The organism is Paraburkholderia sp. SECH4, from assembly GCF_030511745.1.
GTDB classification, from domain to species: domain Bacteria; phylum Pseudomonadota; class Gammaproteobacteria; order Burkholderiales; family Burkholderiaceae; genus Paraburkholderia; species Paraburkholderia madseniana.
The window spans coordinates 43,954-68,128 of record NZ_JALOCP010000006.1; the positions used below are offsets into that span (position 1 = coordinate 43,954).

General features: G+C 63.3%; 23 protein-coding genes. 9 read left to right on the forward strand and 14 right to left on the reverse strand.

Translation table 11 applies throughout. The annotated features are described in order from the left end of the window. Nucleotides 1-66 precede the first annotated feature (66 nt). Nucleotides 67-1,071 carry an arabinose ABC transporter substrate-binding protein gene (locus M0D67_RS10970; RefSeq protein WP_266238830.1) on the reverse strand — a complete coding sequence of 335 codons (1,005 nt, stop codon included), beginning with the start codon at nt 1,069-1,071 and terminating at the stop codon, nt 67-69. 258 nt (nt 1,072-1,329) lie between these two features. Further along, the gene (locus tag M0D67_RS10975) at nt 1,330-2,778 is read right to left on the reverse strand and encodes an aldehyde dehydrogenase family protein (RefSeq protein WP_266238831.1); all 1,449 of its coding nucleotides are present in this window, start codon (nt 2,776-2,778) and stop codon (nt 1,330-1,332) included. 177 nt (nt 2,779-2,955) lie between these two features. Here M0D67_RS10975 and M0D67_RS10980 point away from each other — a divergent pair, with 177 nt between their 5' ends. Further along, complete coding sequence (locus tag M0D67_RS10980) at nt 2,956-3,933, forward strand: LysR family transcriptional regulator (RefSeq protein WP_266238832.1); 978 nt, start codon at nt 2,956-2,958, stop codon at nt 3,931-3,933. Between the two features lie 153 nt (nt 3,934-4,086). Further along, nucleotides 4,087-4,644: a YaeQ family protein gene (locus M0D67_RS10985; protein WP_154558807.1), complete on the forward strand. Its 558-nt coding sequence runs from the start codon at nt 4,087-4,089 to the stop codon at nt 4,642-4,644. A gap of 26 nt (nt 4,645-4,670) precedes the next feature. Here the strand turns inward: M0D67_RS10985 and M0D67_RS10990 are convergent, their stop codons facing one another. Continuing rightward, on the reverse strand, nt 4,671-5,096 hold the full coding sequence (locus M0D67_RS10990; protein WP_266238833.1) for a VOC family protein: 426 nt from the start codon (nt 5,094-5,096) through the stop codon (nt 4,671-4,673). A gap of 398 nt (nt 5,097-5,494) precedes the next feature. Between M0D67_RS10990 and ada the strand changes: the two genes are divergently transcribed. The 4 genes from ada (at nt 5,495) to M0D67_RS11010 (ending at nt 10,316) form a co-directional block, all read left to right on the forward strand. Next, entirely contained in the window at nt 5,495-6,670 is a 1,176-nt protein-coding gene (gene ada / locus M0D67_RS10995) for a bifunctional DNA-binding transcriptional regulator/O6-methylguanine-DNA methyltransferase Ada (RefSeq protein ID WP_266238834.1), read from the forward strand. Next, nucleotides 6,667-7,584 carry a DNA-3-methyladenine glycosylase gene (locus M0D67_RS11000; protein ID WP_266238835.1) on the forward strand — a complete coding sequence of 306 codons (918 nt, stop codon included), beginning with the start codon at nt 6,667-6,669 and terminating at the stop codon, nt 7,582-7,584. The genes ada and M0D67_RS11000 overlap by 4 nt, the downstream gene beginning before the upstream one ends. 337 nt (nt 7,585-7,921) lie before the next feature. Continuing rightward, complete coding sequence (gene gshA / locus M0D67_RS11005; RefSeq protein WP_266238836.1) at nt 7,922-9,538, forward strand: glutamate--cysteine ligase; 1,617 nt, start codon at nt 7,922-7,924, stop codon at nt 9,536-9,538. A gap of 277 nt (nt 9,539-9,815) precedes the next feature. After that, nucleotides 9,816-10,316 carry a hypothetical protein gene (locus tag M0D67_RS11010; RefSeq protein WP_266238837.1) on the forward strand — a complete coding sequence of 167 codons (501 nt, stop codon included), beginning with the start codon at nt 9,816-9,818 and terminating at the stop codon, nt 10,314-10,316. Nucleotides 10,317-10,802: 486 nt separating this feature from the next. Here M0D67_RS11010 and M0D67_RS11015 read toward each other — a convergent pair whose 3' ends face one another. Next, the gene (locus M0D67_RS11015) at nt 10,803-12,365 is read right to left on the reverse strand and encodes a DHA2 family efflux MFS transporter permease subunit (protein ID WP_171925276.1); all 1,563 of its coding nucleotides are present in this window, start codon (nt 12,363-12,365) and stop codon (nt 10,803-10,805) included. A gap of 135 nt (nt 12,366-12,500) precedes the next feature. Beyond that, nucleotides 12,501-13,043 (reverse strand): MarR family winged helix-turn-helix transcriptional regulator, encoded by a 543-nt coding sequence (locus tag M0D67_RS11020; RefSeq protein WP_171925277.1) that lies wholly within the window; start codon nt 13,041-13,043, stop codon nt 12,501-12,503. 253 nt (nt 13,044-13,296) lie between these two features. Here M0D67_RS11020 and M0D67_RS11025 point away from each other — a divergent pair, with 253 nt between their 5' ends. Both M0D67_RS11025 and M0D67_RS11030 read left to right on the forward strand, forming a co-directional pair. Further along, nucleotides 13,297-13,659 carry a hypothetical protein gene (locus M0D67_RS11025; protein WP_266238838.1) on the forward strand — a complete coding sequence of 121 codons (363 nt, stop codon included), beginning with the start codon at nt 13,297-13,299 and terminating at the stop codon, nt 13,657-13,659. A 249-nt stretch (nt 13,660-13,908) separates the two neighbouring features. Next, on the forward strand, nt 13,909-15,465 hold the full coding sequence (locus M0D67_RS11030; RefSeq protein ID WP_154558758.1) for an efflux transporter outer membrane subunit: 1,557 nt from the start codon (nt 13,909-13,911) through the stop codon (nt 15,463-15,465). Nucleotides 15,466-15,544: 79 nt separating this feature from the next. Here the strand turns inward: M0D67_RS11030 and M0D67_RS11035 are convergent, their stop codons facing one another. From M0D67_RS11035 to gspG, 8 genes are all read right to left on the reverse strand, one after another. Next, nucleotides 15,545-16,324 carry a type II secretion system protein N gene (locus tag M0D67_RS11035; protein ID WP_154558757.1) on the reverse strand — a complete coding sequence of 260 codons (780 nt, stop codon included), beginning with the start codon at nt 16,322-16,324 and terminating at the stop codon, nt 15,545-15,547. Nucleotides 16,325-16,346: 22 nt separating this feature from the next. After that, on the reverse strand, nt 16,347-16,850 hold the full coding sequence (locus M0D67_RS11040) for a type II secretion system protein M (RefSeq protein WP_266238839.1): 504 nt from the start codon (nt 16,848-16,850) through the stop codon (nt 16,347-16,349). Then, nucleotides 16,847-18,268 (reverse strand): type II secretion system protein GspL, encoded by a 1,422-nt coding sequence (gene gspL, locus M0D67_RS11045; protein ID WP_266238840.1) that lies wholly within the window; start codon nt 18,266-18,268, stop codon nt 16,847-16,849. Before gspL ends, M0D67_RS11040 begins: the two co-directional genes overlap by 4 nt. Nucleotides 18,269-18,296: 28 nt before the next feature. Continuing rightward, a complete protein-coding gene (gspK, locus tag M0D67_RS11050; protein WP_266238841.1) occupies nt 18,297-19,655 on the reverse strand; it encodes a type II secretion system minor pseudopilin GspK in 1,359 nt (452 codons plus the stop codon). 548 nt (nt 19,656-20,203) lie between these two features. Beyond that, nucleotides 20,204-20,881, reverse strand: a complete 678-nt coding sequence (locus M0D67_RS11055; protein WP_266238842.1) for a type II secretion system protein J — start codon at nt 20,879-20,881, stop codon at nt 20,204-20,206. Next, nucleotides 20,859-21,275 carry a type II secretion system minor pseudopilin GspI gene (gene gspI / locus M0D67_RS11060; protein ID WP_171925283.1) on the reverse strand — a complete coding sequence of 139 codons (417 nt, stop codon included), beginning with the start codon at nt 21,273-21,275 and terminating at the stop codon, nt 20,859-20,861. Before gspI ends, M0D67_RS11055 begins: the two co-directional genes overlap by 23 nt. 1 nt (nt 21,276) lies before the next feature. Beyond that, nucleotides 21,277-21,846: a GspH/FimT family pseudopilin gene (locus M0D67_RS11065; RefSeq protein WP_266238843.1), complete on the reverse strand. Its 570-nt coding sequence runs from the start codon at nt 21,844-21,846 to the stop codon at nt 21,277-21,279. A gap of 30 nt (nt 21,847-21,876) precedes the next feature. Further along, complete coding sequence (gene gspG, locus M0D67_RS11070; protein ID WP_266238844.1) at nt 21,877-22,341, reverse strand: type II secretion system major pseudopilin GspG; 465 nt, start codon at nt 22,339-22,341, stop codon at nt 21,877-21,879. Nucleotides 22,342-22,514: 173 nt separating this feature from the next. Here gspG and M0D67_RS11075 point away from each other — a divergent pair, with 173 nt between their 5' ends. Beyond that, nucleotides 22,515-22,928 carry a type II secretion system protein N gene (locus M0D67_RS11075; protein ID WP_154558751.1) on the forward strand — a complete coding sequence of 138 codons (414 nt, stop codon included), beginning with the start codon at nt 22,515-22,517 and terminating at the stop codon, nt 22,926-22,928. 26 nt (nt 22,929-22,954) lie between these two features. On the opposite strand, the gene gspF is transcribed toward M0D67_RS11075, so the two are convergent. Next, nucleotides 22,955-24,172: a type II secretion system inner membrane protein GspF gene (gene gspF, locus M0D67_RS11080; RefSeq protein WP_093634517.1), complete on the reverse strand. Its 1,218-nt coding sequence runs from the start codon at nt 24,170-24,172 to the stop codon at nt 22,955-22,957. Nucleotides 24,173-24,175 lie beyond the last annotated feature (3 nt).

A 24,175-nucleotide genomic window follows, 5' to 3' on the forward strand; every position in this document is an offset into this window, starting at 1 on the left:
GGCCGATCTCGCGTTGACGTCAGCGTGAACGTGAAAAGGCCCGCAGTGTGCAGACTCGAATACCGCTTAAATTCCGAGCTCTTTACGCACGTCCTGCCAGTTGCCGCGCACCATCAGCTTGCCGGTGGTTTGCGTGTCGGCGGGCGGCTGCTTGCCGTCCTTGATCCACTCGACGAGGTTCTCCGTGCTCTCCTTGCCGTGCATCGTCGAGCTCACTGCGATCGTGCCGTAGAAGCCCGTCGGTTCCTTCTTCTGGAACTCGGCAAACGCTTCGCCCGCACCGTTGATGCCGACGCCGATCACGTCCGCCGCCGGAATGTGCAGTTGTTCGGTCGCGCGAACGCCACCCAGCACGCTTTCCTCGTTCAACGCGAAGATCACCCACTTCTTGATGTTCGGATGCTGCGCAAGCACCGGCGACGATGCGTTGAAACCGCCTTCGTCATCGGTCGTCTTTTGCGGCGCGTCGAAGATGTTTTCCTTCTTGAAGCCGCCGGCCAACAGCGATTCCGTTGCGCCGTCGGTGCGCAGTTTGGCGGTCGGCAGTTCGTAGTTCGTGATGCGCAGCGCGCCGACTTCTTCCGGCTTCCAGCCGCGGCGCTTCATCTCTTCGGAGATCGCCGTGCCGACCTGATTGCCGATCTTGAACGCGGACATGCCCAGATGCGGCACGTTCGGCAGCGGCTTGCCGGTGGAGTCGACCAGTTGATCGTCAACGGTGACGAACTTCATGTTGTAACGCTTCGCACGCGCCTGGATCGCCGGTCCGAGCCGCACGTCGGGCGCGCAGATCACGAAACCTTTGGCGCCTTGCGCGCCGAGGTTATCAATCGCGGCCAGCACTTTCTCGCCATCCGGCGTGCCGATGTTGACCACCGCGAAGCCGTCCTTCTGGCCGAGCGCGGTGGCGGCTTTCTGTTCGTTGATGAACCACGCCTGTTCCGGCATCTTCACGAGGAAGCCGACTTTCAGCGGCTGATCGGCGCGTGCGGAGAATTGTGCGGCAAAGGGCGCGGCGAGAGCCGCGGCGGCGATCGCGGATAGCGTCAAACGGCGAAGCTTGCTGGTCATACTTGTCTCCTGAGGTTGAAAAGCTGCATTGGTTTCGTTTATTTGCAGCAGGGAATGCACGGCGGCGTCAGCCGGGGCGTGGATGGGCGATGGGGTAAGCCGTTCGAATCGCGGCAGCGTGCGCCGTGCAACACGCGGCATGCTGAGCGATGAGATTCGCGGCCGAGTGAACTGCGAGATACACGGCGGCTACGGCGCTGCTACGGGCAGCGGAATGAGCCGTGGGAGATGTGGCGTGGTAAGCGAGTCTCATGGCCATCAACCCGCAACGTAGGCCGTTTTCACGGCCGTCCAGAACGCTGCATCGGTTGCGCCGTAGGCCGATGCCTTGCGACCGCCACCAGCCGCGTGATGCTCGATGGTGGTCGTCGGCAGATTGATCGTGACGAGGCCGCATTGCGCGTGGCGGCGGAAATGCCGCGCGCGGCTCAAGGAGCGCGTGCAGATGCCGGCGCATAGACCGTAAGCGGTGTCGTTCGCGAGATGCAGCGCGTGGTCGTAGTCGTCCGCTTTCAGCATGACAGCGAGCGGACCGAAGGTCTCTTCTCGTGCGATGCGGTGTTCGGGTTCGCCGATAAACAAAGCCGGTTCGAAAAAGTAGCCGCGTGTCGCGCGCTCCAACTGACGCCCGCCGTGCAGCAGTTGCGCGCCTTCCTCCTGGCCAACGCGCACGTAGTCGAGATTGCGCTCCAACTGCGCGGCGTTGGCGACCGGGCCCATATCCGTGCCGTGCTTCAGTGCGTGATCGACGCTCAGCCTGGCGAGCTTCGCCCGCAATGCGTCGACGAACGGCTCGAACACCGCACGTTCGACGATCAACCTCGATGCAGCCGTACTACATTGGCCGGTGGAACCATACGCGCCGCTGAGGGCTGCATCGACGGCGCTGTCGAGGTCGGCATCAGCCAACACCACGAAGGGATTCTTGCCGCCCATTTCCAGTTGCACGCGTGCTTGCCTTGCAGCCGCAACCTGCAGGACACGTGTGCCGGTTTCTGCCGACCCAGTGAAACTGATCGCCGCCACCAACGGATGCGCGGCGATCCGCGCGCCGACCTGCCGGCCACTTCCCATCACAAGATTGAATACGCCGGCCGGCAAACCTGCGCGGCTGACGATCGATGCCAGCGCCGCCGCGCAACCCGCTGCCGATTCGGCCGGTTTGAAGACCACGCAATTGCCGTGGGCGAGGGCAGCGCCGATCTTGGCGGCGGCAATCGCCAGCGGCGCGCTCCACGGCGCGATGATGCCGATAACGCCGAGCGGTTCACGCGTCACATCGATCTCGACGCCGGCGCGCGCCGCCGCCACGGGTTCGGCAAACGCGCGGAGTGCCTCGGCGGCGAAGAACTTGAAAATCTGGCCGGCGCGCGTGGCTTCGGTCAAGGCCTCCGGCATCGGCTTGCCGACCTCGCGCGCGAGCAGCCGGCCGAGTTCGTCACGCCGTGCCAGCATCTCGCTGCCGATCGCATCGAGCGCATCCGCGCGGCGCTGCGCCGAACCCAGGGACCATTCGCGGAACGCCGCGCTGGCCGCTTCGATGGCCGTATCGGTTTGCCTTGCATCGGCCCGGACGTAGTCGCCGACCGGTTCATCCAGATCCGACGGATTGAGCGACACGCCGGTGGTCGCGCCCGTCTCCCATCCGCCATTGATGTAATGGCGGAACGGACTGGCAACGAGCGGGACGAGCGGATCGCGATTCATCGACGGGAGGGCGCCACATGGGGAAGCTCAGAAAGTCCACGAATGGTATGAGCCACCCCAATAACTTTCCAATCCCTTTTTCGGCCATCCCGATATCAATTTCGATATGGCATGATGGAGACTCAACGACGGCAAATCGTCCGACAGACGGCATCGAGCTGCATAGGGAGACAGGCCATGACGCGTAGCTACTCGAACTGGTTCGTGCGGGCGCGGCTCAAGACGCGGCAGTTGCTGCTGCTCGCAGCGATGGAAGAGGAGGGCAACGTCCGGCGTGCCGCCGACGTGCTCGGCATGACCCAGCCCGCCGCGTCGCGGCTCCTGAAAGAGCTGGAGGACATGCTGGAGGTGAGTCTGTTCGACCGCACGCCGCACGGCATGCACGCCACCCTGTATGGCGAAGTGATGATCCGTCACGCGCGCATGGTGCTCTCGAATCTCAGCCACGCGCACGATGAAATCTCGGCACTGCGCGCCGGTCTGGCCGGCCAGGTGCGGATCGGCGTGATCGCCGCGGCCGCCGCAACGATGGTGCCGCGCGCCATCGCCAGCGTGAAGGGACGCTATCCGCAGTTGCAAATCTGGGTGGAGGTGGAAACGTCGGACGTGATGCTGCCGAAGCTCGCCGAAGGCGAGCTGGACATCATGGTCGGCCGGGTACTGGAGCGGCAGAACCAGTTCAAGACGGAAGTCCGCTACGAACCGCTCGCCGACGAGCCGCTGTGCGTGGTGGCGCGTCCCGGCCATGCTCTCGAAAATGAAACAAGTTTGACACTGCGCGGAATCGTCAACGCGAGCTGGGTTTTGCACCCGCCGGGCAGCGTTTTGCGCCATCGCTTTGATCTGATGTTTTCGCAGATCGGACTGAATCCGCCCCAAAACGTCGTCAATACTAACAATTTTTTGGCGATTTCGAGCTTATTACTTCAAAGCGACATGTTGGCGGTTTTACCTGACGAAGTGGCGCGTCAGTACCAACAGTACGGTGTTCTCAAGCAGGTACCGATCGATTTACCGTGCAGAATGGATACATTCGGTATCATCACGCGCCAGTCGCATCTGCTTTCGCCAGCGGCCTCCGTCGTGCTGGAAGCCTTACGGGAAGCCGCTGCCGGGGTGTATGGCACCGCTTTCGAGCCGACAGTGGCGCGATAAATGCTTCTCCCGTTGCGATAGTCGCAACAGCAGCCGGCTTTTTCGGCTCGGGAGGAACACGCGATGTACAACAAACACGGAACACGGCAACGCGCCGTCGACGATTCTTTTTCTGTTCGCTCCGGTGGAGCGAGCGCCTGGTTTAGTAACGGCATGGCTCTCAAATCGACGATTTACAAGGCGGAACTCCAGATCGCCAACATGGACCGGCACTATTACGCCGACCATTCCCTGACGATCGCCCGCCATCCCTCGGAAACCGACGAACGGATGATGGTCCGCGTCGCCGCGTTCGCGTTGTTCGCGCAGGAACGCCTCGAATTCTGCAAAGGTTTGTCGGATGTCGACGAACCGGACCTGTGGCAGAAGGACCTCACCGGCGCGATCGAAACCTGGATCGAAGTCGGCCAGCCGGACGAACGGCGCATTGCCAAGGCCAGCGGCCGCTCGAACGAGGTGATCGTGATCGCCTATGGCGGCCGCACGTCGGACATCTGGTGGCAAGGCGTGCGCAGCAAGGTCGAACGCATGCGCAATGTGACGGTATGGACGCTCGGCGAAGACGTCGCCGCCGCGCTCGGCTCGCTGGCCGAACGGACCATGCGTCTGCAATGCACCGTGCAGGACGGCGAAGCATGGCTCGGTAGCGCTGAAGCCGATGCGGTGAAGATCGAGTGGACGGTGTTGAAGGCGCCCGCCGACGCCTGGTAGCCTGGTAAAGGCCTTGGCAGCGCCCGTTACAGCGACGTCACACGCGACGCTTCGGGCGGCCCTTTGAGCTCGACCATATTGCCTTCCGGGTCGAACAGATACAGGGATTGCCCAAACCCATCCGCGCCATAGCGCAAAGCCGCCTCGCCGGGCCGCGCGCCGTGTTCGGCCAGATGCGCCTTGAGCGCCTCGGCGTCGAACGGCTCAACCCGCAAACACACGTGGTCCATATTCCGCCCCGCGCCCGGCACGCCGTTTTCGGGGTGATCGAGCTTGGCGCCGACCTTTAGCAGGTCGATCAGCGAGCGCCCCGCGCGCAACTGCGTCAGACCCAGATCGGGCTGCTCCTTCTCGACGCTGCAACCGAGCACCTCGCAGTAAAAGCGCGTCATCTGCGGAACGTTCGACGCCCGAATGACGATGTGATCGATCTCGCGAATGTGGATTTTCATATCGAACGCCCCCAAGGCTTGCTCGCAGAACGGATGAACAGCCACCAGTGTAGGAGAAAGGACGGCGCCGCGAGAGCGGGCGATGAACCCGCCACGAGGGGCAGATCAAAAATGTTCAGACGAAAAAAAGCCCGCTCTATGTGGAGCGGGCTGAATCCATATCAGGAGGAGACATGGAGGAGACAGGTACTAATATACACATGGGGTTGATGCGACGCAATAACTTTTTAAGGGAAAACCCGATATCGGGCCAAATTGTCGCAGTTTGAGGCGAAACGGGCGACCGGCGGGGCTTCCGGCCCTACGAGGAAGCGCAATGACAGAGCAAGAACCGGGGCGTAGTGTGTCGGCATGCGGCCTACATTGGTGAGCATCGACACCGCCTTTCCGGGACCATCATGAACCGCACCGATCTTACCGAGACCAGCAACGAAGCCGCCGTCAGCACGCCGCGCTGGGCCACAGACGCCGAACGTTGGGAAGCCGTCACCCGCCGCGAGCCGCAGGCCGATGGCGCGTTCTTCTACGCCGTCAAAACGACGGGCGTGTTCTGCCGCCCGTCGTGCGCGTCGCGCCAGCCGCGCCGCGAAAACGTCGCGTTCTTTGCCGACGCAAACGCCGCGCGCGCCGCGGGCTATCGCGATTGCAAGCGTTGCCAGCCCGGCGGCCTGCCGCGCGAGCTGGAGATCGTCAATCGCGCCTGCGCCGCGCTGGATGCCGATCCGCAGCAACGCCTCACGCTCGCGCAGCTAAGCGACGCGGTGCACGTCAGCCCGTTCCATTTGCAGCGTCTGTTCAAGCGCGTGGTCGGCGTCTCGCCGCGTCAGTATCAGGCCGCGCAACGCGGCGCCGCGTTGCGCGATGCGCTGCAGAGCGGGTCGGACGTGACGCGCGCTACGCTCGACGCCGGCTTCGGCTCGCCATCGCGGATGTACGACAGCGCTTCAGCCGAATTGGGCATGGCGCCATCCGCGTTTCGCCGTAAAGGCGCCGGGCTTACCGTGCGCTACGCCAGCGCTTCGACCTCGCTCGGCTTCGTGCTGATCGCGGCAACCGACAAAGGCATCTGCAAAATCGGTTTCGGCGACGATGCCGCAATGCTCGTCGAGGATCTGCGCGGCGAGTTCGCCAACGCCGAACTGGTCGAAGACGCAGCGCGGCTCGCACCGTTCATCGCCCAGATCGACGCGTATCTGCGCGGCACCCGCCAGGACTTCGATCTGCCGCTGGATATCGCCGCCACCGCGTTCCGGCAACGTGTATGGGACGCGCTGCGGCGCATTCCCTACGGTGAGACGCGCAGCTATTCGCAAATTGCGGAAGCGGTCGGCTCACCCCGGGCCGTGCGCGCAGTGGCGAGCGCGTGCGCGACGAATCCGGTCGCGCTGGCGATTCCGTGTCATCGGGTCGTGCAGAAGGGCGGGGCGCTGGCGGGATACCGCTGGGGCCTGCCGCGCAAGGCTGCACTGCTCGATAACGAAGCCCAGCACGCAGGCGACGTTTCGCGCGACGAACCCAACCGCCGCGACCACGCGGCCATCGCAACCACCACCAACCTGGACCATGCCGCGTGAGCACGCTTGACGACGTCGCAACACTCGAACTGCCCTTCAAACCACCCTTCGACTGGCCGCGTCTGCTGCGCTTTTTCGGCGGACGCGCGACGCCCGGCGTCGAAGCCGTCGAAGACGGCGCCTATCGCCGCGCGATCGATTGGGCCGGCGACAGTGGCACGCTGACCGTGCGCCTGCATCCGCGCAAGCGCTGCATCGTTGCGAACATCGACGGTCCTGCGAGCCGTCACGCCGACGCGCTCGCCGCGCCGATCGCGAGGATGTTCGACCTGCACGCCGACCCGAAGAAAATCGGCACTGAACTGGCCGCCGACCCATGGCTCGCGCCGTTGATCGAAGCCGTGCCGGGATTGCGCGTACCGGGCGCGTGGTCGGGCTTCGAGCTGGTGGTGCGCGCGATCGTCGGGCAGCAGGTCAGCGTGAAGGCGGCGACCACCATCATCGGACGATTGGTGCAGCGTGCCGGCGAGCGCATCGAGGGTCATCCGCATGAGAACACCGCGTGGCGCTTTCCGACACCCGCCGCGCTCGCGGCGGTGGATCTGGAAAAGATCGGCATGCCGGGTAAACGCGTAGCGGCGTTGCAAGGGTTTGCGCAGGCGGTCGCTTCGGGCGACGTGCCGCTCGACAGCAACGTCGCCGATGCCGACAGCCTGCGCACAGCCTTGCTCGCACTGCCTGGCATCGGGCCATGGACAGTCGAGTATGTGGCGATGCGTGCATGGCGTGATGCCGACGCCTGGCCTGCTTGGGACCTCGTGCTGATGCAGTCGATCTGCGCGCGCGATCCGGCGCTCGTGCGGCCCACGCAGCAACGCACCCGCACCGACACATGGCGGCCATGGCGCGCGTACGCGGCGATGCACCTGTGGAACGAGGTGGCGGATCGGGCCGGCGCAGCGCGCGGCGGCTGAGATCGTGTGGCGGTCCGGGAGGAGGGCCGCACGGAACCGACGGACCGTGGGCAGGCGGCTAGCTCGGCGGCAGCACTCGGACGACGCCACGCGAATCGCGCGTCGGGCGCGTGAAGGGTAGCGTAAGGCGCAGGGCAGCCCCTTTCGTGCTGAACCGTGCTGAAATCAGGCCAGGTTGTGTCGTCGGAAGGCCGTCCGAAGCGGCCTCAAGCAGCCGTCGTGGCGAGATGTTAAAGTGCCCGCTACTCGAAAATTCCGCCGAACGTTGTCAACCGCGCAGTGCTGCACCTAAGCAGTGAAGCGGCACATGGCGGCCGACAACGCCCGACTCGCATCAATGCCAAACACGACACCTTCCCGCACGAACGACGCGTTCTCGCACCGCCTGTCCGTGCTGACCACAGGCCCACAGCGCGACGCGCTGATACGCGGCCTGCGCGGCATCGAAAGGGAAAGCTTGCGCGTAACGCACGACGGCAAGCTCGCCATGACGCCGCATTCGCGCGCGCTCGGCTCGGCGCTCACGCATCCGTCGCTCACCACCGACTATTCCGAAGCGCTGCTCGAACTGATCACGCCGGCTGAACACGACGTCGCGATCACGCTCGAGAAGCTCGATACGCTGCACCGTTTCGTCTACGCCGAACTCGGCGACGAGATCTTGTGGAACAACTCGATGCCGGGCCTGCTGCCTGAAACGGACGAAGGCATTCCGATCGCGCATTACGGCACGTCGAATATCGGCAAACTGAAGTACGTGTACCGCATTGGCCTCGCGCTCCGTTACGGCCGCACGATGCAGTGCATTGCGGGCATCCACTACAACTATTCGCTGAACGAAGAAGTGTGGCGGGCGTTGCATGCCGACCAGCAATCCACGGCAAACGCCGTCGATTTCCAGTCCGACCGTTACCTCGCGCTGATCCGCAATTTCCGCCGCACCAACTGGCTGCTGATGTACCTGTTCGGCGCATCGCCGGCACTGGATCGCCGCTTCCTGCGCGATCGCCAACACACGCTCGAAACCTTCGACACCGACACGCTGTATCGCCCGTACGCGACCAGCTTGCGCATGAGCGACCTCGGCTACTCGAACACCACGGCGCAAGCCGCGCTGCACGCTGACTACGACACGTTGCCGGGCTACCTCGACGCGCTCGCAAAGGCCGTGAGCCAGCCGTATCCCGCGTATGAAGCGATCGGCACGCAGCGCGACGGCGAGTGGGTGCAGATCAACACGAACGTGCTGCAGATCGAAAACGAGTTTTATTCGACGATCCGCCCGAAGCGCGTCACGCATCCCGGCGAGCGGCCGCTGCATGCGCTGGCTGCCCGCGGCGTGCAATACGTCGAAGTGCGCTGCATGGACATCGATCCCTTCGAGCCGACCGGCATTTCACTGGGGACGTCGCGTTTTCTGGACGCCTACCTGCTGGTCTGCGCGCTCGACGACAGCGCACCGCTGCCGCCGGACGCGTACGCGGAGGCCAATCAGAACTTCGGCCGCGTGACGATGGAAGGCCGCAAACCGGGCCTCGAACTGACGCGCGACGGCAACCCGATCGCGATGACAGATTGGGCGAACGAACTACTGGTCAAGATCGACGCAGCCGCGGCAACACTCGACGCGCTGCATGGCGGCGACTCACACGCACGCGCCGTGGCGGTTCAACGGGCAAAACTGGCGGATGTCTCGCTGACACCGTCTGCACGCGTATTACAGACGATGCGCGACAAGCAGCAGAGCTTCCTCACCTTTGGCCTCGAGCAAAGCGAAGCGCACGCCGCCTATTTCCGCGCGCGCCCGCTGGATGCCGCGCAGACGAAAGAATTCGCCGACCTCGCTACGCAATCGCTTGCAGAGCAGGCCAAGCTTGAGCGAGAAGAGGTGGCTTCATTCGACGCATTCGTCGCGGCCTACAGGGCGTACACGTTGAACCGGTTTAGCGTCTAAACGACGACGAACGTAGGCAGCGCGCCGGAAAAAGCAGCCTGGGGACTAATGCCGTTCAGTTAACGCTGAGCGGCATTTTCATTTGCGAAGCACGAAGCGGCCTTGGCGGGCCGCTTTTTATTGGGCACAGGTAACGTCTACGCAAAGCGCCGCCGTCGGCCCAACTGTATCGGCAAAATCGCCGTTCGTTTAGCCATTCGCAAATGGACATGAAACACCGTGCCGGGGATGCGGTCCAACTTAGACGACACGCTCCAGAGCGGGAGGCTTCAAGGCGATGAAAAAAGGTCTGTTGGCCGTAGTGTGCATAGTGGCGGCGGGGTGTTCGACGCAGGGGCAGGTGGACCCAGACGTGATGCAGATCGCGACGACGCCGTTGACGTGTTCGAGCAAGGCCGAGTGTGATATCTGGTGGCAGCGAGCGCAGACGTGGGTAGCGGGCCATTCGACGTACAAGATCGAGTCTTCGACTGACACGTTGATCCAGACATCGGGCCCGGACGGCGGCAAGCGCGCGCTGGCGTACCAGATAACGCGGACCCCAAACCCGGACGGCACAGCAACGATAGGTTTCGCAGCGCATTGCGACGGCTCAATGGGTTGCAAACCAAACCCATGGGAGGCGGGCGCCGACTTCAAGCAATACGTACGAGGCAACACGCCGGGCGCGCCGCAGAGCGACACAAAACCATCGCAACCAGCACCAACGGCGATGCACCCCGATGCATTGCAGGGACAATCGGTCCCGGGAACGAGCGGGGAAGCGATAACGCAGTAGGAGAGGAAAAAGCGGCAACGCAGTCAGCAACGAACCAGTTCGCGATCCTCTACGAGGATCGCTGCACCAGACACCGCGTGTAGAACAATCCGATCGGCTTTGCACACAAGAAATCCGACGCTACCACCCGACAACGCAAAAGCATCACGAGTGGTTTTAAGAAGTACTCTTCGGCGCGCGCAGCGCCGCCGGAAGAATGACGCCCTTGTCACTGGCGTATGCCGGTGCACGAACACAGATTCCAGATGCACCACTACCCGCAGCAGACCGCAGGCCCCGCTTAGCATTAGCGGTTTGAGCTGCTTTCTTTTGCCTACTTTTCTTTGCAGCCGGCAAAGAAAAGTAGGTGCCGCCCCGCACAGGGGCAACGCTAATAGACCACTAACAATTCAAGGAAAGGCCAACGCCCCAGGAGCACAAACACAGAGCTCAACCACACCAACAACCCAACAAAAAAACCACCACCGCCGAAGGCAAAAAAAACCCTCAGTGCCCCATAGAAGGCCCAACCCCCTTCCTGGGCTTAGTAACCCAAACAAGCACAGCAAGCACAAGAAACGCCGCACAAGAAATACGAAAAAAGTCATTAGTGGCCATCATATAAGCCTGCGCAGTAACAACCTGATTCAACTGAGCGGTGAGGCTATCACCAGAAAGCCCGAGACTCCCCAACGCGTTGGTATAGGCATTCGTATTAGCCGCATAAACGTTAACAGAATCAGTCAACATCGCATGATGATAGATAGTGTCATTTTCCCAGTACGTCGTACTAATAGCCGTCCCAATCGCCCCAGACAAAGTCCGAAAAAAGTTCGACAACCCGGAAGCACTAGCAAGCCGCTCATCCGACACGCTGGACAGCGTAATAGTAGTCATCGGCACAAAGAAACAGGCAACGCCAATACCCTGCACCAACCGCGGCCAGATCACATGATTGAACGGCACATCGAGCGTAAAAGTCGAATTCCAGAACGACACAAACGCAAACACGATGAACGCAAAACTCGCCACCACACGCAGGTTCAGCCGATGCATGTTCTTGCCGATCATCGGCGACAAAAACAGCGCGAGAATGCCGACCGGCGCCGTCGCCAAGCCGGCAAGCCCGGCGGTATACCCCATCACTGTCTGCAGCCAGAGCGGGAAAATCACCACTGACCCGAAGAACGCCATAAACCCGAATGAAATGATCACCACGCCGAGTGCGAAGTTACGATCCTTGAACAGCGAAAGATCGACAACAGGTTCCTTGTCCGTCATCTCCCACACCAGCAGGAACGCAATCGACACCACCGCGATAATGGCCAGCGTGATGATAAACGTCGAGTTGAACCAGTCGCGATCCTTACCGAGGTCGAGCACCATCTGCAGGCACGACACGCCGATCACGAGCAGCGTGAGGCCGACCGCATCGATGCGCTGTTTGGTGACCTTGGTTTCGCGGCCACGCAGCAGCAGGAACGCGCACACCGCCGAGAACAACCCGATCGGCACGTTGATGTAGAAGATCCACGGCCACGTGTAGTTGTCGGTGATATAGCCGCCCATCACGGGCCCGAAAATCGGCGCGCAAATCACGGTCATGGCCCAAAGGCCGAGCGCAAGCCCGCGCTTTTCCGGTGGGTACGAGCGCATCAGAATCGTCTGCGAAAGCGGGACCATCGGCCCCGAGACCAGCCCTTGCAGGAGCCGGAACGCGATCAGCGACTCGAAGTTGTGCGCGAAGCCGCACAGCGCCGAGGCGATCGTGAAAAGCAGAACGGACAGCGTGAACAACCGCACCTCGCCGACGCGCCGCGCCAGCCACCCGGTCAACGGCACCGCGATCGCCGAGGCCACGGAATACGACGAGATGACCCAGGTGCCCTGACTGGTCGCCACGCCGAGGCTGCCGGAAATGGTCGGCACGGCGACGTTCGCGATCGAGGTGTCGAGCACTTCCATGAACGTGCCGAGCGCGAGACCGACGGTAAGCAACGCCAGCACCCCGCCTTTGAGCGGAGTGGGTTCGGCGGCGGGTAGGGCTTCGGCGGGAGCCGTGGCAGCCATGTGTGTTTCTCCTCAGCCGGGAAAGCTTGTCGCGGCAGCTTTATCGCCCCCTTCAAGTGGCGCGCTTACATGCCGGATCACCCTCTGCCCAGACAGACATTTTCAAACGACGGCGCTTTCAAAAGCGCCTCTTGGTTACTGCCCGCCGTGACCTGGCGGAGGTTCTTCGGGTGAGTCTTCCAGCGAGTCCTGCGATGGTCCGAGGCCGCAACATGCGCTTCCTCCCTCATCGATCCCGTTCGCAATGAAACGGCCGAGCAGGTCGAGCAGAGTGGCGTGGTCGGCGGCGGAAAATCCGCGCAACTGCTCGTTCAGCACGGCGGCTCCCAGACTGGGCAATTGCCGCGCCGCTTCGTGGCCCTGCGGCGTCAGCTCCAGCTTGACCATCCGGCGGTCGGCGTCGCTGCGCGTGCGCACGATAAAGCCTTTCTTTTCAAGGCGATCGAGCAGACGCGTCATGGATCCGCTGTCGTATGACATGACGCGCGACAACTCGAACGGCGTGCTCGCGCGCTGCGCGGATAACACCAGAATCACGCCGATTTGCTGGGCGGTCAGTCCTAACGGTTTGACCGCACGGTCCATCCGCTCGACAAGCACGTTTCGCGCTTTCGTCAGGTAATAGCCGAGACTCGATTCGAGGTGAATCTCGTCCGCGTTGTAAGGGCCGTCGGGCATCGTGTATCCGGGAACATCGTCAAGCAGAACGGATTCTAGCTGCCTAAGCAGACAAGTCAAATTTCATTTCGCGTCGTGCCAACGGCGCAAAAAACAACACCGCGACAGCGCGCGAAGCAAAGTATCTTGAAATTTAATTGCATAGTCAATATTATTATAGGCAACGAGTTACGCGCGACCCGCGCCACCCGAGACCATGTTCTGACCGATTGTCTGCACGCCGCAATGGCGCCGTGCCAAAAGGATTTCCCCGATGCTGTACCTCAAAAACACCCTTGGCGGCTTGAGCCGCTCCCTGACCGATTCCGCGTTGAGCAGCTTTCAAGGTCCGCATCGCTGGTGGAAGCTGGCGTTGTTCGCCGTGCTGTTCGTCCTGCCCGGTGGATCAGTGGGAGTCGCGATGTTGGCGTGGGTGGAGCATCGGCGAGGGCAGAAGGGGACCCAAGTCGTCCCGGTGGAACCGGTGGGGTCCGTCATTGCGGCGGGGAGTGTCGTCGCGACCGCTGCCGCTGCTGCAAGCCCGGTTGGCCCTTGCCCGGCACGCTCAGGCGCGCCGTGCCGGGCTGCGGCTGGCAAGCAGGCCCGGCAACCCACGTCATCGGATTCGCGAGTTTGACTCTCTAGTCGTGGAACCGGCCTTTGTTGCCTGCGCGGCGCGTTTCCGTCGCCAAAGGCAGCCAGGCCGGTAACAGCACGTAACCATCCCGACACGCTAAGTAACACACCTCCGCCTCCCCCCGCATTACCCTTTCAGTTTCCCGCGCCCAAGCGGTCCCATACGCTAACATCCCGGCAGAGCCATGATCTCGCCCGGTCGGCAGTGCAGCCATCGGCCGCACTGCGGCGTCCAGAAGGAATCCATTGCATGCAGTTTGAACGAATCTCGCGCGCGCGGACGCTTGCGCCCCGCGCCCTGACTATCGCGGTAGCCGCGGCCCTCGCCACCGTGCTGGCTGGTTGCGTGGTCGGCCCCGACTACAAGCGGCCCGCGGCCGAGATCCCCGCGTCCTACAAGGAAGCCGCGCCCGGCTGGAAAGTCGCCCAGCCGGCCGATCAGCACGACCGCGGCGACTGGTGGACTATCTACCAGGACCCGCAACTCAACGCGCTCGAAGACCAACTGAACGCGTCGAACCAGACCGTCGCCCAATTTGCAGCCGCCTATCGCCAGGCACGTGCGCTGGTGGGCGAAGCACGCGCGGCATATTTCCCGACCATCGGTGCATCGGCAGGCGCCACGCGCTCAGGCAACGGTTCGTCGTCCAGTGGCAACTCAACCCGCTCCAGCGTCAGCAACAGCTTCAACGCGCAACTCGACGCAAGCTGGGAGCCGGACCTGTGGGGCTCGGTCACGCGTTCGGTCAATTCGCAGAAAGCCGGTCAGCAGGGCGCCGCCGCCGATCTGGCGAATGCGCGGCTGTCGGCCCAGGCTACGCTCGCGCAAACCTATTTCTCGCTGCGCTCGCTCGACTCCACCCAGAAGCTGCTCGACGACACCGTCGCGGCCTATCAGCAGTCACTGCAACTCACGCAGAACCAGTACGCGGCCGGCGTCGCCGCGCGCTCGGACGTGATCCAGGCGCAAACGCAGTTGCAATCGGCCCAGGCGGCCGCGATCGACAACGGTGTGCAGCGCGCGCAGGACGAGCACGCGATCGCCGTACTCGTCGGCGAGCCGGCCTCGACCTTCTCGATTCCGCCGATGCCGCTCACCGCCACGCCGCCCGCCGTGCCCGAGCAGATGCCGTCGGCGCTACTCGAGCGGCGCCCGGATATCGCATCGGCTGAGCGCAAGGCGGCGGCGGCGAACGAACAGATCGGCGTCGCGATCGCCGCGTTCTTCCCGACGCTGACGCTGTCGGCCACGGGTGGCTTCCAGAGTTCGGTGTTCTCGCAATTGCTGACCGCGCCGTCGCGCTTCTGGACGCTCGGCCCGCAACTCGCCGCCACGATCTTCGACGCCGGCCTGCGAGAGGCAAAGACTGAAGCCGCACGCGCTGCCTACGACCAGAACGTCGCGGCGTACCGTCAAACGATTCTGGCCGCGTTCCAGGACGTCGAGGACAATCTCGCCTCGCAGCGCATCCTCGAACAGGAAATCGTCGTGCAGCAGCAAGCGGTGGATTCAGCGCGTCAGGCGCTGGCCATCGTCACGAACGAATACAAGGCGGGTACGGTCGGCTACGTCAACGTGCTGACCGCGCAGACCACGGCCTTCCTGGCTGAGCAGAAGCTGGAGAACATCGCCGGGCAGCGCATGGTGTCGTCGGTGGGTCTGGTGAAGGCGCTTGGCGGCGGCTGGGACGCGTCGCAAATGAACCGCGAAACGGGCGACATGGCGGCGCCCGCGCCGCAGCCGGCAGCGTCGGCGACGCCGGTGGCACAAAGCGGAGCCGCGCCGCAATCGGCGCAGAGCAACTAGGCACGGGACTCGTAAAGTCAAAGCAAAAGAGGCATAGCCGCGCAATGCAGCCATGCCTCTTTTTCTTGCAACCGGCGCCTCAGTGCGCGAACGTCAACGCGACCGTATCCGGTCCGCTTGGCCGGCCCAACAGATTCAGCAGTCCCGCGAGGTTGTCGCGCGCTTCCGGGGCGGCGCTGGCCGTCCCTCGAAACGATGTCGAGGCGGCTGACACCGTGCCATTGCCAGTCAGCATCAGTGGCCCCTTCAGGGTCGTCAGATCCAGCGTGGACGACGCACCCTGCGCCTGGAACAACAGCCGGTAAGAACCCAGTGGCTTGACCAGCGAGACGCGCGAACTGACATCGTTCAGGGTCACGGTCAACTGGCCGAACGCTTCCTGATTGAAACTGCGCCAATCGGACCATGCGAGGCGCACGTCGCCTTGCAGATCGAGCGTATTGAACGGCGCGCCGAGGCCGCTCAGCAGCGAAGCCGGCACCGCCATCGCACCCGGCGTAATGGTCGCGCTGCGCAGGGTCGCATCGACGGTGATCGGGTCGGGCATCGCTTCGCTGTGCCGCATGGTCATCCGCACACGGCCGGTGAAGAGCGGCCAGAACGCCGTGCGCCATTCGATCCGCCCCGGCAGCAGGGTCGCCGCGCTCATGTCGGAACCGGCGGCGAGCATCAGCGTGGCCGAGCCGTGCCACAGCGAACCGGACGGATTGACGAGATTGACGTGGCCATGGGTTTGTCTGGCGAACTGCGGCGTAATCCAGGCGGCCGGCAACAACGTGAGCATCACGACTGCGTTCGCCAGCACCGCGACCGCCAGCCAGGGTAGCGCGACGCGCAGGCGCCGCATCCAGTAAGTCATGCGAAATCCTGTAACGGCGCGGTCATTTCGCGGTAGATGGCTGCATCGACGCCGTTAGATCCACCTGGCCGTCTTCCTTGAGCGCGGTCACGTGCGCCTCGGCGACCTGCACCTTGAACTGCTTGCGCGCATCGTCGACCCAGCTCGTCCACGCCGGGAACGCCACGTTCTTCATCTGGATCTGCACGATGTTGCCGATCACCTGGACCTGGGTCGCGGCAAGGCCATGATCGCCGAGCGAGGCGGTGAGCGCGTCCTTCAGCGCCGCGCCGGTCGGCGCGACACCTTGAGCCGCAGCGGAGAGCTGGCGCGCTTCGTTCGCCTGCGCAGTCATCTGCGCCAACTGACGCTGCAAGGTTGGCAGCGATTCACGCAGATGCGCGCGGCCATCGTGCGCCGGCGCCCACAGCACCGACCACGCGATCACCACGGCCAGCACCCCGCCGCCCCATGCCAGCAGCGTTTTTTCGCGTTCGGTGCGCTGGTCCCAGAATCCAGCCCAGCTTTGGGCGAGTTCAGCTTTCATTGTCCGTTCCTGATGGTCCACTTGCCGGTATTGCTGTCGATCGCGCCGGTCAGGCCGTTGCGCGCGAGACGTTTGGCGAAATCGGGATCGAGTTTCACCTCGGGCTTGAAGGTCACATCGAGCCGCCGGTCGTGATAGTCGAGCGCGGCGATACCGTTGACCGGCACCGGCGCCAACGAACGCGCGAGGCCATCGGCGAGCGATAGGAAATCGTCCGGCGACAACTCACCCGCCGCCACCCGCAACTGTTGCAACTGCCGCGACATCTGATCGGGCGCATCGAGCACGACCGTCGTCTTGGGGAAGGCGTTGAGGAGCAGCTCGGTCATCTGCGTGTTGATCGCGTCGCGCTGACGCGCGAGCATCAGCCACTGCACGTTCGCGCCGATAATCGCGATCACCAGCGCGCCGACAGCCAGCGCGACCGGCAGGCGCAGACGCCGCAGCGTCGCACGGTCGAGCCGCCACGGCTGCGAGGCGAACTCGAACTGACACAGGTCGAAGCGGCACTCCAGCGCGCGGCGGGCGAGTTGCTCGAACGGCAGCGGGCTGGCCCCATGGATATGAGCCGCGAGCTTCGCCGGGCTGGCTGCTGCGAGACTCGGCTCGTTGCCGGGCACTTCCGTCAGCATGTACAGCGAAATTGGCGCCGCGCCGGCGAGCGCGCTGAGCGTCGCGTTCACGGCGTTAGCCGGCACCGCCAGCCCTTCGCCTTGCACGCCGCGCGCGATAGCCAGCTCGACGCGCGGCGTACCACTGAGCGGCGCGCTTTCGACCGCACTCCCGAGCAGCAATGCGGGCGCGGTCTGGGCGACGGCGCCGAGCACGGCCGCCACCATCGGCACGACCGACGCGACGCCAGGCGCCATCACCGGCGCCACGCCCGGCAGCGACGTTGCCACGCTCGCCGAGCCCGCCATGACCGGCTCGCCTGCGTTGACCATTTCCGCGACTTCGGCGGGCGTGTCGAGCGCGACGGCTTGCGGCAGACAGCGCGTAACCGGCACAGCGCGCACGCTGCGGTGGCCGGCGGAGGCAAAGGCCTCGCAGATGAAGCGGAACCAGCCGCGGTCGATGATCGCGAGCAACTGCCGGCCGCCCGCGATCGGTTGCGGATCGACGGCGATGTGACAGGTTTGCGGGTCCTGGATCAGCTGATCCTCGACGACATTCGGCAGCGCCTGACGCAACCTCGGGCCGCGCAAGGGCGGCAGCTTGGCGGGCATCATCAGCAGGTCGCGGGCGGCGACCATCAGCACCGTCGACGCAGCGCGCGGCAGCAGCGCGAGCGCCGAGCGGCCCGCGCGTTGGGTGCGGCCCGACTTGTCGAGCAGCACGAACGGCAACTCAGGCAGTTGCCATTCCTGCGATGGCACCGCCGGATCACGCGGCGGCAGTAGGACGATCAGTGTGCTCAAAGGCCACTCTCTCTGGGAAAGGCGTTATTCATAGTTGGTCTTGTACCCGCACGATACGCGTAGTGTGAGTCAATGCGTCGCGATAGACGAGGGTCGTGCGGTCCACTTCCGCGCGTTCGTGCTGCACGCGGCCGTGGATCAGAAAGTAGTTCGTGTTGACGTCCATTTCACTCGGGTCGACCGAGACCGACTGTACGCCGGCGCCGCGCAAGGCGAGTTGCACATCGCTGACATTATGGAAAAACACTGTCTGCCGACGCGCGACGAAGGCCTGCGCGGCGGACAGGTTCATCCCCGGCACGATCGCCGCGATCACTTCGGCGGAGGCCGTATTCATGTTGACCGCCGACACCGTCGGCAGCACGGTGACGAATGGCCGCAAGCGGGCGATCATTTCCGGCGTATAGCCGGGGATATCCAACAGCGAATCGACGCTGGTCATTTGCAGCGGCGCGACGGCCGCGTTGTCGTCGCCGTCTTCCATACCGGGTTTGTCGGTGAAGCTGCCGCTCGTGGCGCCGCCACCCGCGGTAATCGGAGCTGTCGACGCGCCGGTAGTGGACGTAACGGTCTGGAAGCGTGTCGCCGATTGACCGAGGCTCGCGCGCATCTGCACGGCGGTGCTTTTTGCCAGTTGGCTGTTCACGCCGAGGGATACCAGCAGGCGCTGATAGGCGCCGATCTGCTCCGTGTTGATCTGCATGACGCCCGGCGCGGGGCTCGAGACCAGATTACGGAGGTTGAATTTCGCCTGGGCGTCTTCGATTGAACCTGAGAGATAGGTTGCCTGGCCTTGTTCGGCTCTGATTTCGCCTATTTGTCCAAGGAAATCCGACAGGCGTGTTTTGGCGATGGGGACGCCCCATAGGCCGCCCAGGTAGGTGATGCCTGCCGAGGTGTCGCCCTCGGAGCGGAGGATCAGACGCGTCCAGTCCAGCGCGCCGCGGGCGACCCATTGCGCCTGGGAGAGGAGGCGTTGGTTTTCGATCCTTCGGATTTGGACTTGCTGGCGCCAGAGCATGCCCGATACTAATATCGCTGATAGCGCGACTACTAGTAGGGCGCTGATGATGGCTGCTCCGCGTTGGGTTGCCTGCGCGGCGCTTGGGTGTTTGCCTACGGTGTTGGTCTTTGATTGGCTTTTTTGCTTAGTCGGCGCTTTTGTCTGTGCGCTTATGGCGTTGGCCTTTCCTTGATTTGTTAGTGGTCTATTAGCGTTCCCCCTGTGCGGGGGGGCACCTACTTTTCTTTGCCGGCTGCAAAGAAAAGTAGGCAAAAGAAAGCAGCTCAAACCGCTAATGCTAAGCGGGAACCGCAGCTCAGAACCGCTAGTGGCTCCGTGGAATCTGTGTTCTCTCACATTCGGCGTTAGTGACAAGGGCGTCATACTTCCGGCGGCGCTGCGCGCGCCGAAGAGTAATTCCGAAAACCAGGGGGCGGGCTCCCGCGTCGCGGGAGCCGTCGGCGTTGCACGCGCGACCCAAGCGAAAGGCGGCAATTGCGAGTGGGGCAGAACCAAGCGAACCACTGGTTTGTCGAATTGCTCTTCCGGCGAGCACGCAGTGCGAGACGGGAAGTATGACGCCCTTGTCACTAGCGCATGCAGGGGCACGAACACAGATTCCAGATGCACCACTACCCCAAGCAAACTACGGTGCCCACTTAGCATTAGCGGTTTGAGCCGCTTTCTTTTGCCTACTTTTCTTTGCGGCGGCAAAGAAAAGTAGGTGCCCCCCCGCACAGGGGGAACGCTAATAGACCGATAGCAAATCAAGGAAAGGCCAACACCGCAAGCGTGCAGACAAAACCGCCAAGCAGGCAAAGAAGACCAAACCGAAAGGCACGCGCGCACGCGCCCAAACCCAGAGCGTCGCGAAGACAACAAAAAACCCAAAACCCCAGAGCGTCGCGGAGACAAAAAAGAGAACCTCATACTCATTCTCCGACGAGAAAAACCCGCGTTACAGGCCGCGCCAACGACTTACCCCCAACACTCACTTCCAGCCCAGTCACCGACCGCGGCAGCGGCGCATTCCCCAACTGGGGCACCTTCAAATTATTATCGTTCTCCGTAATCGCACTCTGCACATCCTTCATCTGCGTGGTCCAGCCAACCTTCGGCACATACAGCCGCGCAGAAATAGCCCCGACGCCCCCCATCAAAGGCACCGCCGTCCACCCATTCCCCTCACCACCGCGCAGCGCGCCCCTTAACTCGCCTACATTCCCCAGCGGCGGCGACGCATACCGCACCACGCGCCCCTCGGACACGCGATACCTCACCACCTGCAACCGCGGCGCCGTCCCCGGCAATACCATCTCCCGTACGATCTGCAGCACGCTGCCGCTGACCGAGACGGCCGCCTGCCCAGACTCATCATCCGACGCGGCCTGCCGCACGTCGATCCGCATCTGGTCGAACAGTTGCGCAAAGACGCGCTCGTCTTCCATCGCGTTCGTGATCGTCTCCCGGCCACGAATGATCTGGTCCAGCCCGCGCCACGACAGCACGGCAATCACCGCCATGATCGCAATCGCGACCAGCAACTCGATCAGCGTGAAACCACGCGCGCCCGATCGGCCGCGGCGCTCAGAGCGAACGGTTGTTTTCATTCGCGACCACCGTGACCATCTGGGCGAGATTGCCGGAACGCCCCGGCGTCGTCACCGTCACTTCCACCCGACGAAACACCGGATTCGGCGTCGCCGTCACATGCTCGGTACAGATCAACTCCAAATTGCCCTGCGAGCAGTCAAAGCTCGTCGAGCCAACGTTCGGCCAGCCATGCGTCAAATGCAGTTGCGCCAGCGTATTGTCGGCGCTCCATCCCGCCAGCAGCCGTCGATGCAAATCGGCTTCGCCGCTCGCCAGACTCCCCACCGCGCGCAACGACGCCGCCAACGCAATCGCGATGATCGCCAGCGCCACCAGCACTTCGATCATCGTAAAACCGCGCTGCGCGCCGTGGACCATCTCGCGAGCGCCCCTGTCCCTGCAACGACGCATCTCAGTGCACCTCATAGCGGCCATTGCCAGTGCCGATGATCGTCGCGCGCCCCGCGGCAGAAAACAGCGTGATCTGCACGGGCACGTCGATCCCTTCAGTGCCGAACACGACACGGCTCGGGTGCGAGTCCGATCCGGGGTAATCGATCGTGACGCCGGTCACACCACCTTCCCAGTTGCGCGGCCCAAGCAGATCGTCACGCAGCGGACGCCAACCGTCTTCAGTACGCAGATCGAAACGAAAACCGCCATCGAGCGGCTGCCACGCGATCGGCCTTGCGCGCACCTGGGCTTCGTCGCCGGCCGATTCGAACAGCAGCGCGAGACGCTGCGCTTCTTCGTTCAGATCGGTACGCGGGTTGCGAGTCATCGTCAGCGCGGTCAGCGATACCAGAATGCCTGCGATCACCAGCACCACCATCATTTCCAGCAGCGTGAAACCCGCTGCACGCTTCCTGCCGCCCGCACTGAAATCACGTGCGCCGCGCACGCGCGCGCCGGCGCACGCCGTGTCCGGCAGCGACGCCGTACACGGAGTGTCCACACGGGACTTGCAAGCGGACAGTCGCATTGTGCCGGCCACAAACGATGAACTACTCGACTACTGCCACGACCCTACGTCGGCGTCGTTACCTTCGCCTCCCGCTTTCCCATCGGCGCCATAGCTGAACACATCGATCTCGCCATGCACGCCGGGGTTCAAATACTGATAGCTATTGCCCCACGGATCGTTCGGCAGACGTTCGAGGTAGCCGCCGTCCTTCCAGTTGTTCGGCGCCGGATCCGTGCTCGGCTTTTCGATCAGCGCGCGCAGGCCTTGCTCCTGAGTCGGATAACGGCCGTTGTCGAGACGGTAGAGTTTCAACGCCTGCATCACGGTGCCGATGTCCTGCTTGGCGGCGACACGCCGCGCTTCGTCCGGACGGCTCATGATTTTCGGCACGATCAGCGCGGCCAGAATACCCAGAATCGCGATCACGACCATGATTTCAATCAGCGTGAAACCGCGTTGACGACCGCTGCGCGGACCCGCGATTTCATGACGGCGAAGGGTCGACAATTGCATAGCTTGCTACCTCTTTTCAGGTGAAATTTCGATCGGGCGGGATTCGCGCGTCAGGCAATCAAGGTGCCATTGAACACGCCCGGCCGGTCATTTTAATGTCATGTTCTTGAAGGGTTGCGGGAAACCGCCAGGCACCCCAACGCAATTTTCACAATAGTCCGTACAATATGCGCATGAACGCTATCCAAATCCGCCTTCTGTCGCTCGCACTGTTCGCCGTGTTCTGCGCGACGCTGACCTACTGGGTCATCACGATCTCCACGACGTCCGGCGCGCCGTTGCCCGCTGCCGCCGCGCATACGCAGGTGTCGACCGATCAGGCTGCCACGCTGTTCGGCGGCCAGCTCACCCGCAGCGCCAACCAGGACGTGCATCTGTTCGGCATCCTCGCTTTGCAGGAAGGGGCCGCAGCCATCGTCAGCGTCGGTGGCGAACCGCCGCATGCGGTATCGCTCGGCAGCGCGCTCATGCAAGGCGCCAAACTCTCCGAAGTCCGCGCCCGCTCGATCATCATCGACCGCAATGGCGCGCATTCCGAAGTGTTCCTGCCGGCCAACGCGCCAGGTCCTACCATCTACGTGCGCTGACCCAGGCGTTCTGCCTGGCTTCAGCCTTACTGCACCAGGTTGTTCAACTCGATGATCGGCAGCATCACCGCCAGCACGATCACCAGCACCACGCCCCCCATCGCCAGAATCAGCAACGGCTCGAGCAGGCTCGTCAGGAACATCGTGCGACGCTCCAGCTCACGTGCTTCGCCGTCGGCCGCACGATCGAGCATGGTCGTCACGTCGCCGGTCGCTTCACCCGAACGGATCAGGTGAACCAGCACGGGCGGAAAGGTCTTCGTATTGCCGAGCGCACGCGATAAGGACGTGCCTTCGCGCACACGCACGATCGCATCGTCGATGTTCTCGCGCATCGCGACGTTGCTGAGCGTTTCGGCTGCGGCTTGCAGCGCGCGCAGGATCGGCACACCCGCCGCCGTCAGAATGCCGAGCGTGCTGGCAAAGCGCACGGTGTTGTAGCCGCGCACGAGTTTGCCGAGCAGCGGGGCGGTCAACAGCCACCGGTCGAAAGCGAGGCGCGGGCCGGGCTGTTTCAGGATCGAACGCACCAGATACACCAGCACGACCACGCCGATCAGCATCGCCCACCACCAGTGCCGCACGAAACCGGACAGCGCCATCATCATGATGGTGAGGATCGGCAGTTGCTGTTTGGTGCTGGCGAACACGTTCACCACTTGCGGCACCACGTAGCTCAACAGGAACGTGACGATGCCGAAGGCGATGAGGGTCACGATCGCCGGGTAGGTGAACGCGAGCACGATCTTCTGCTTGAGCGCGTTGCGTTGCTCGATGTAGTCGGCCAGACGCGAGAGGACGAGACCGAGCTTGCCGGTATGTTCACCGGCAGCCACCAGCGCCCGATAGATCTCGGGGAAGTCTTTGGGATGCTGCGTCAGCGCGTTCGCGAGCGAATGGCCGCCGAGCACTTCGGCGCGAATCGACGCCATCAGCTCGCGGATGTAGTCGCGCTCCGATTGCTCGGTCAACACCGATAACGCTTCATCGAGCGGCAGACCGGCAATCAGCAGGCTGGCCAGTTGCCGCGTGAGAATCGCCTGCTCGCGCTGCGACAAACGCCGTCCCAGCGACAAGCGTTGGTTGCGCTCACCACGTGTGCGCGTCGCAGCCGGTTCGACGACGAGTGGCGTCAGTCCCTGCGAACGCAGATTGGTCCGCGCGCCGCGCGCGCTGTCCGCGTCGAGCACGCCTTTTTGCGCTTTACCCGCTGCATCGATCGCTTCGAAACGAAATGCCGGCATGCG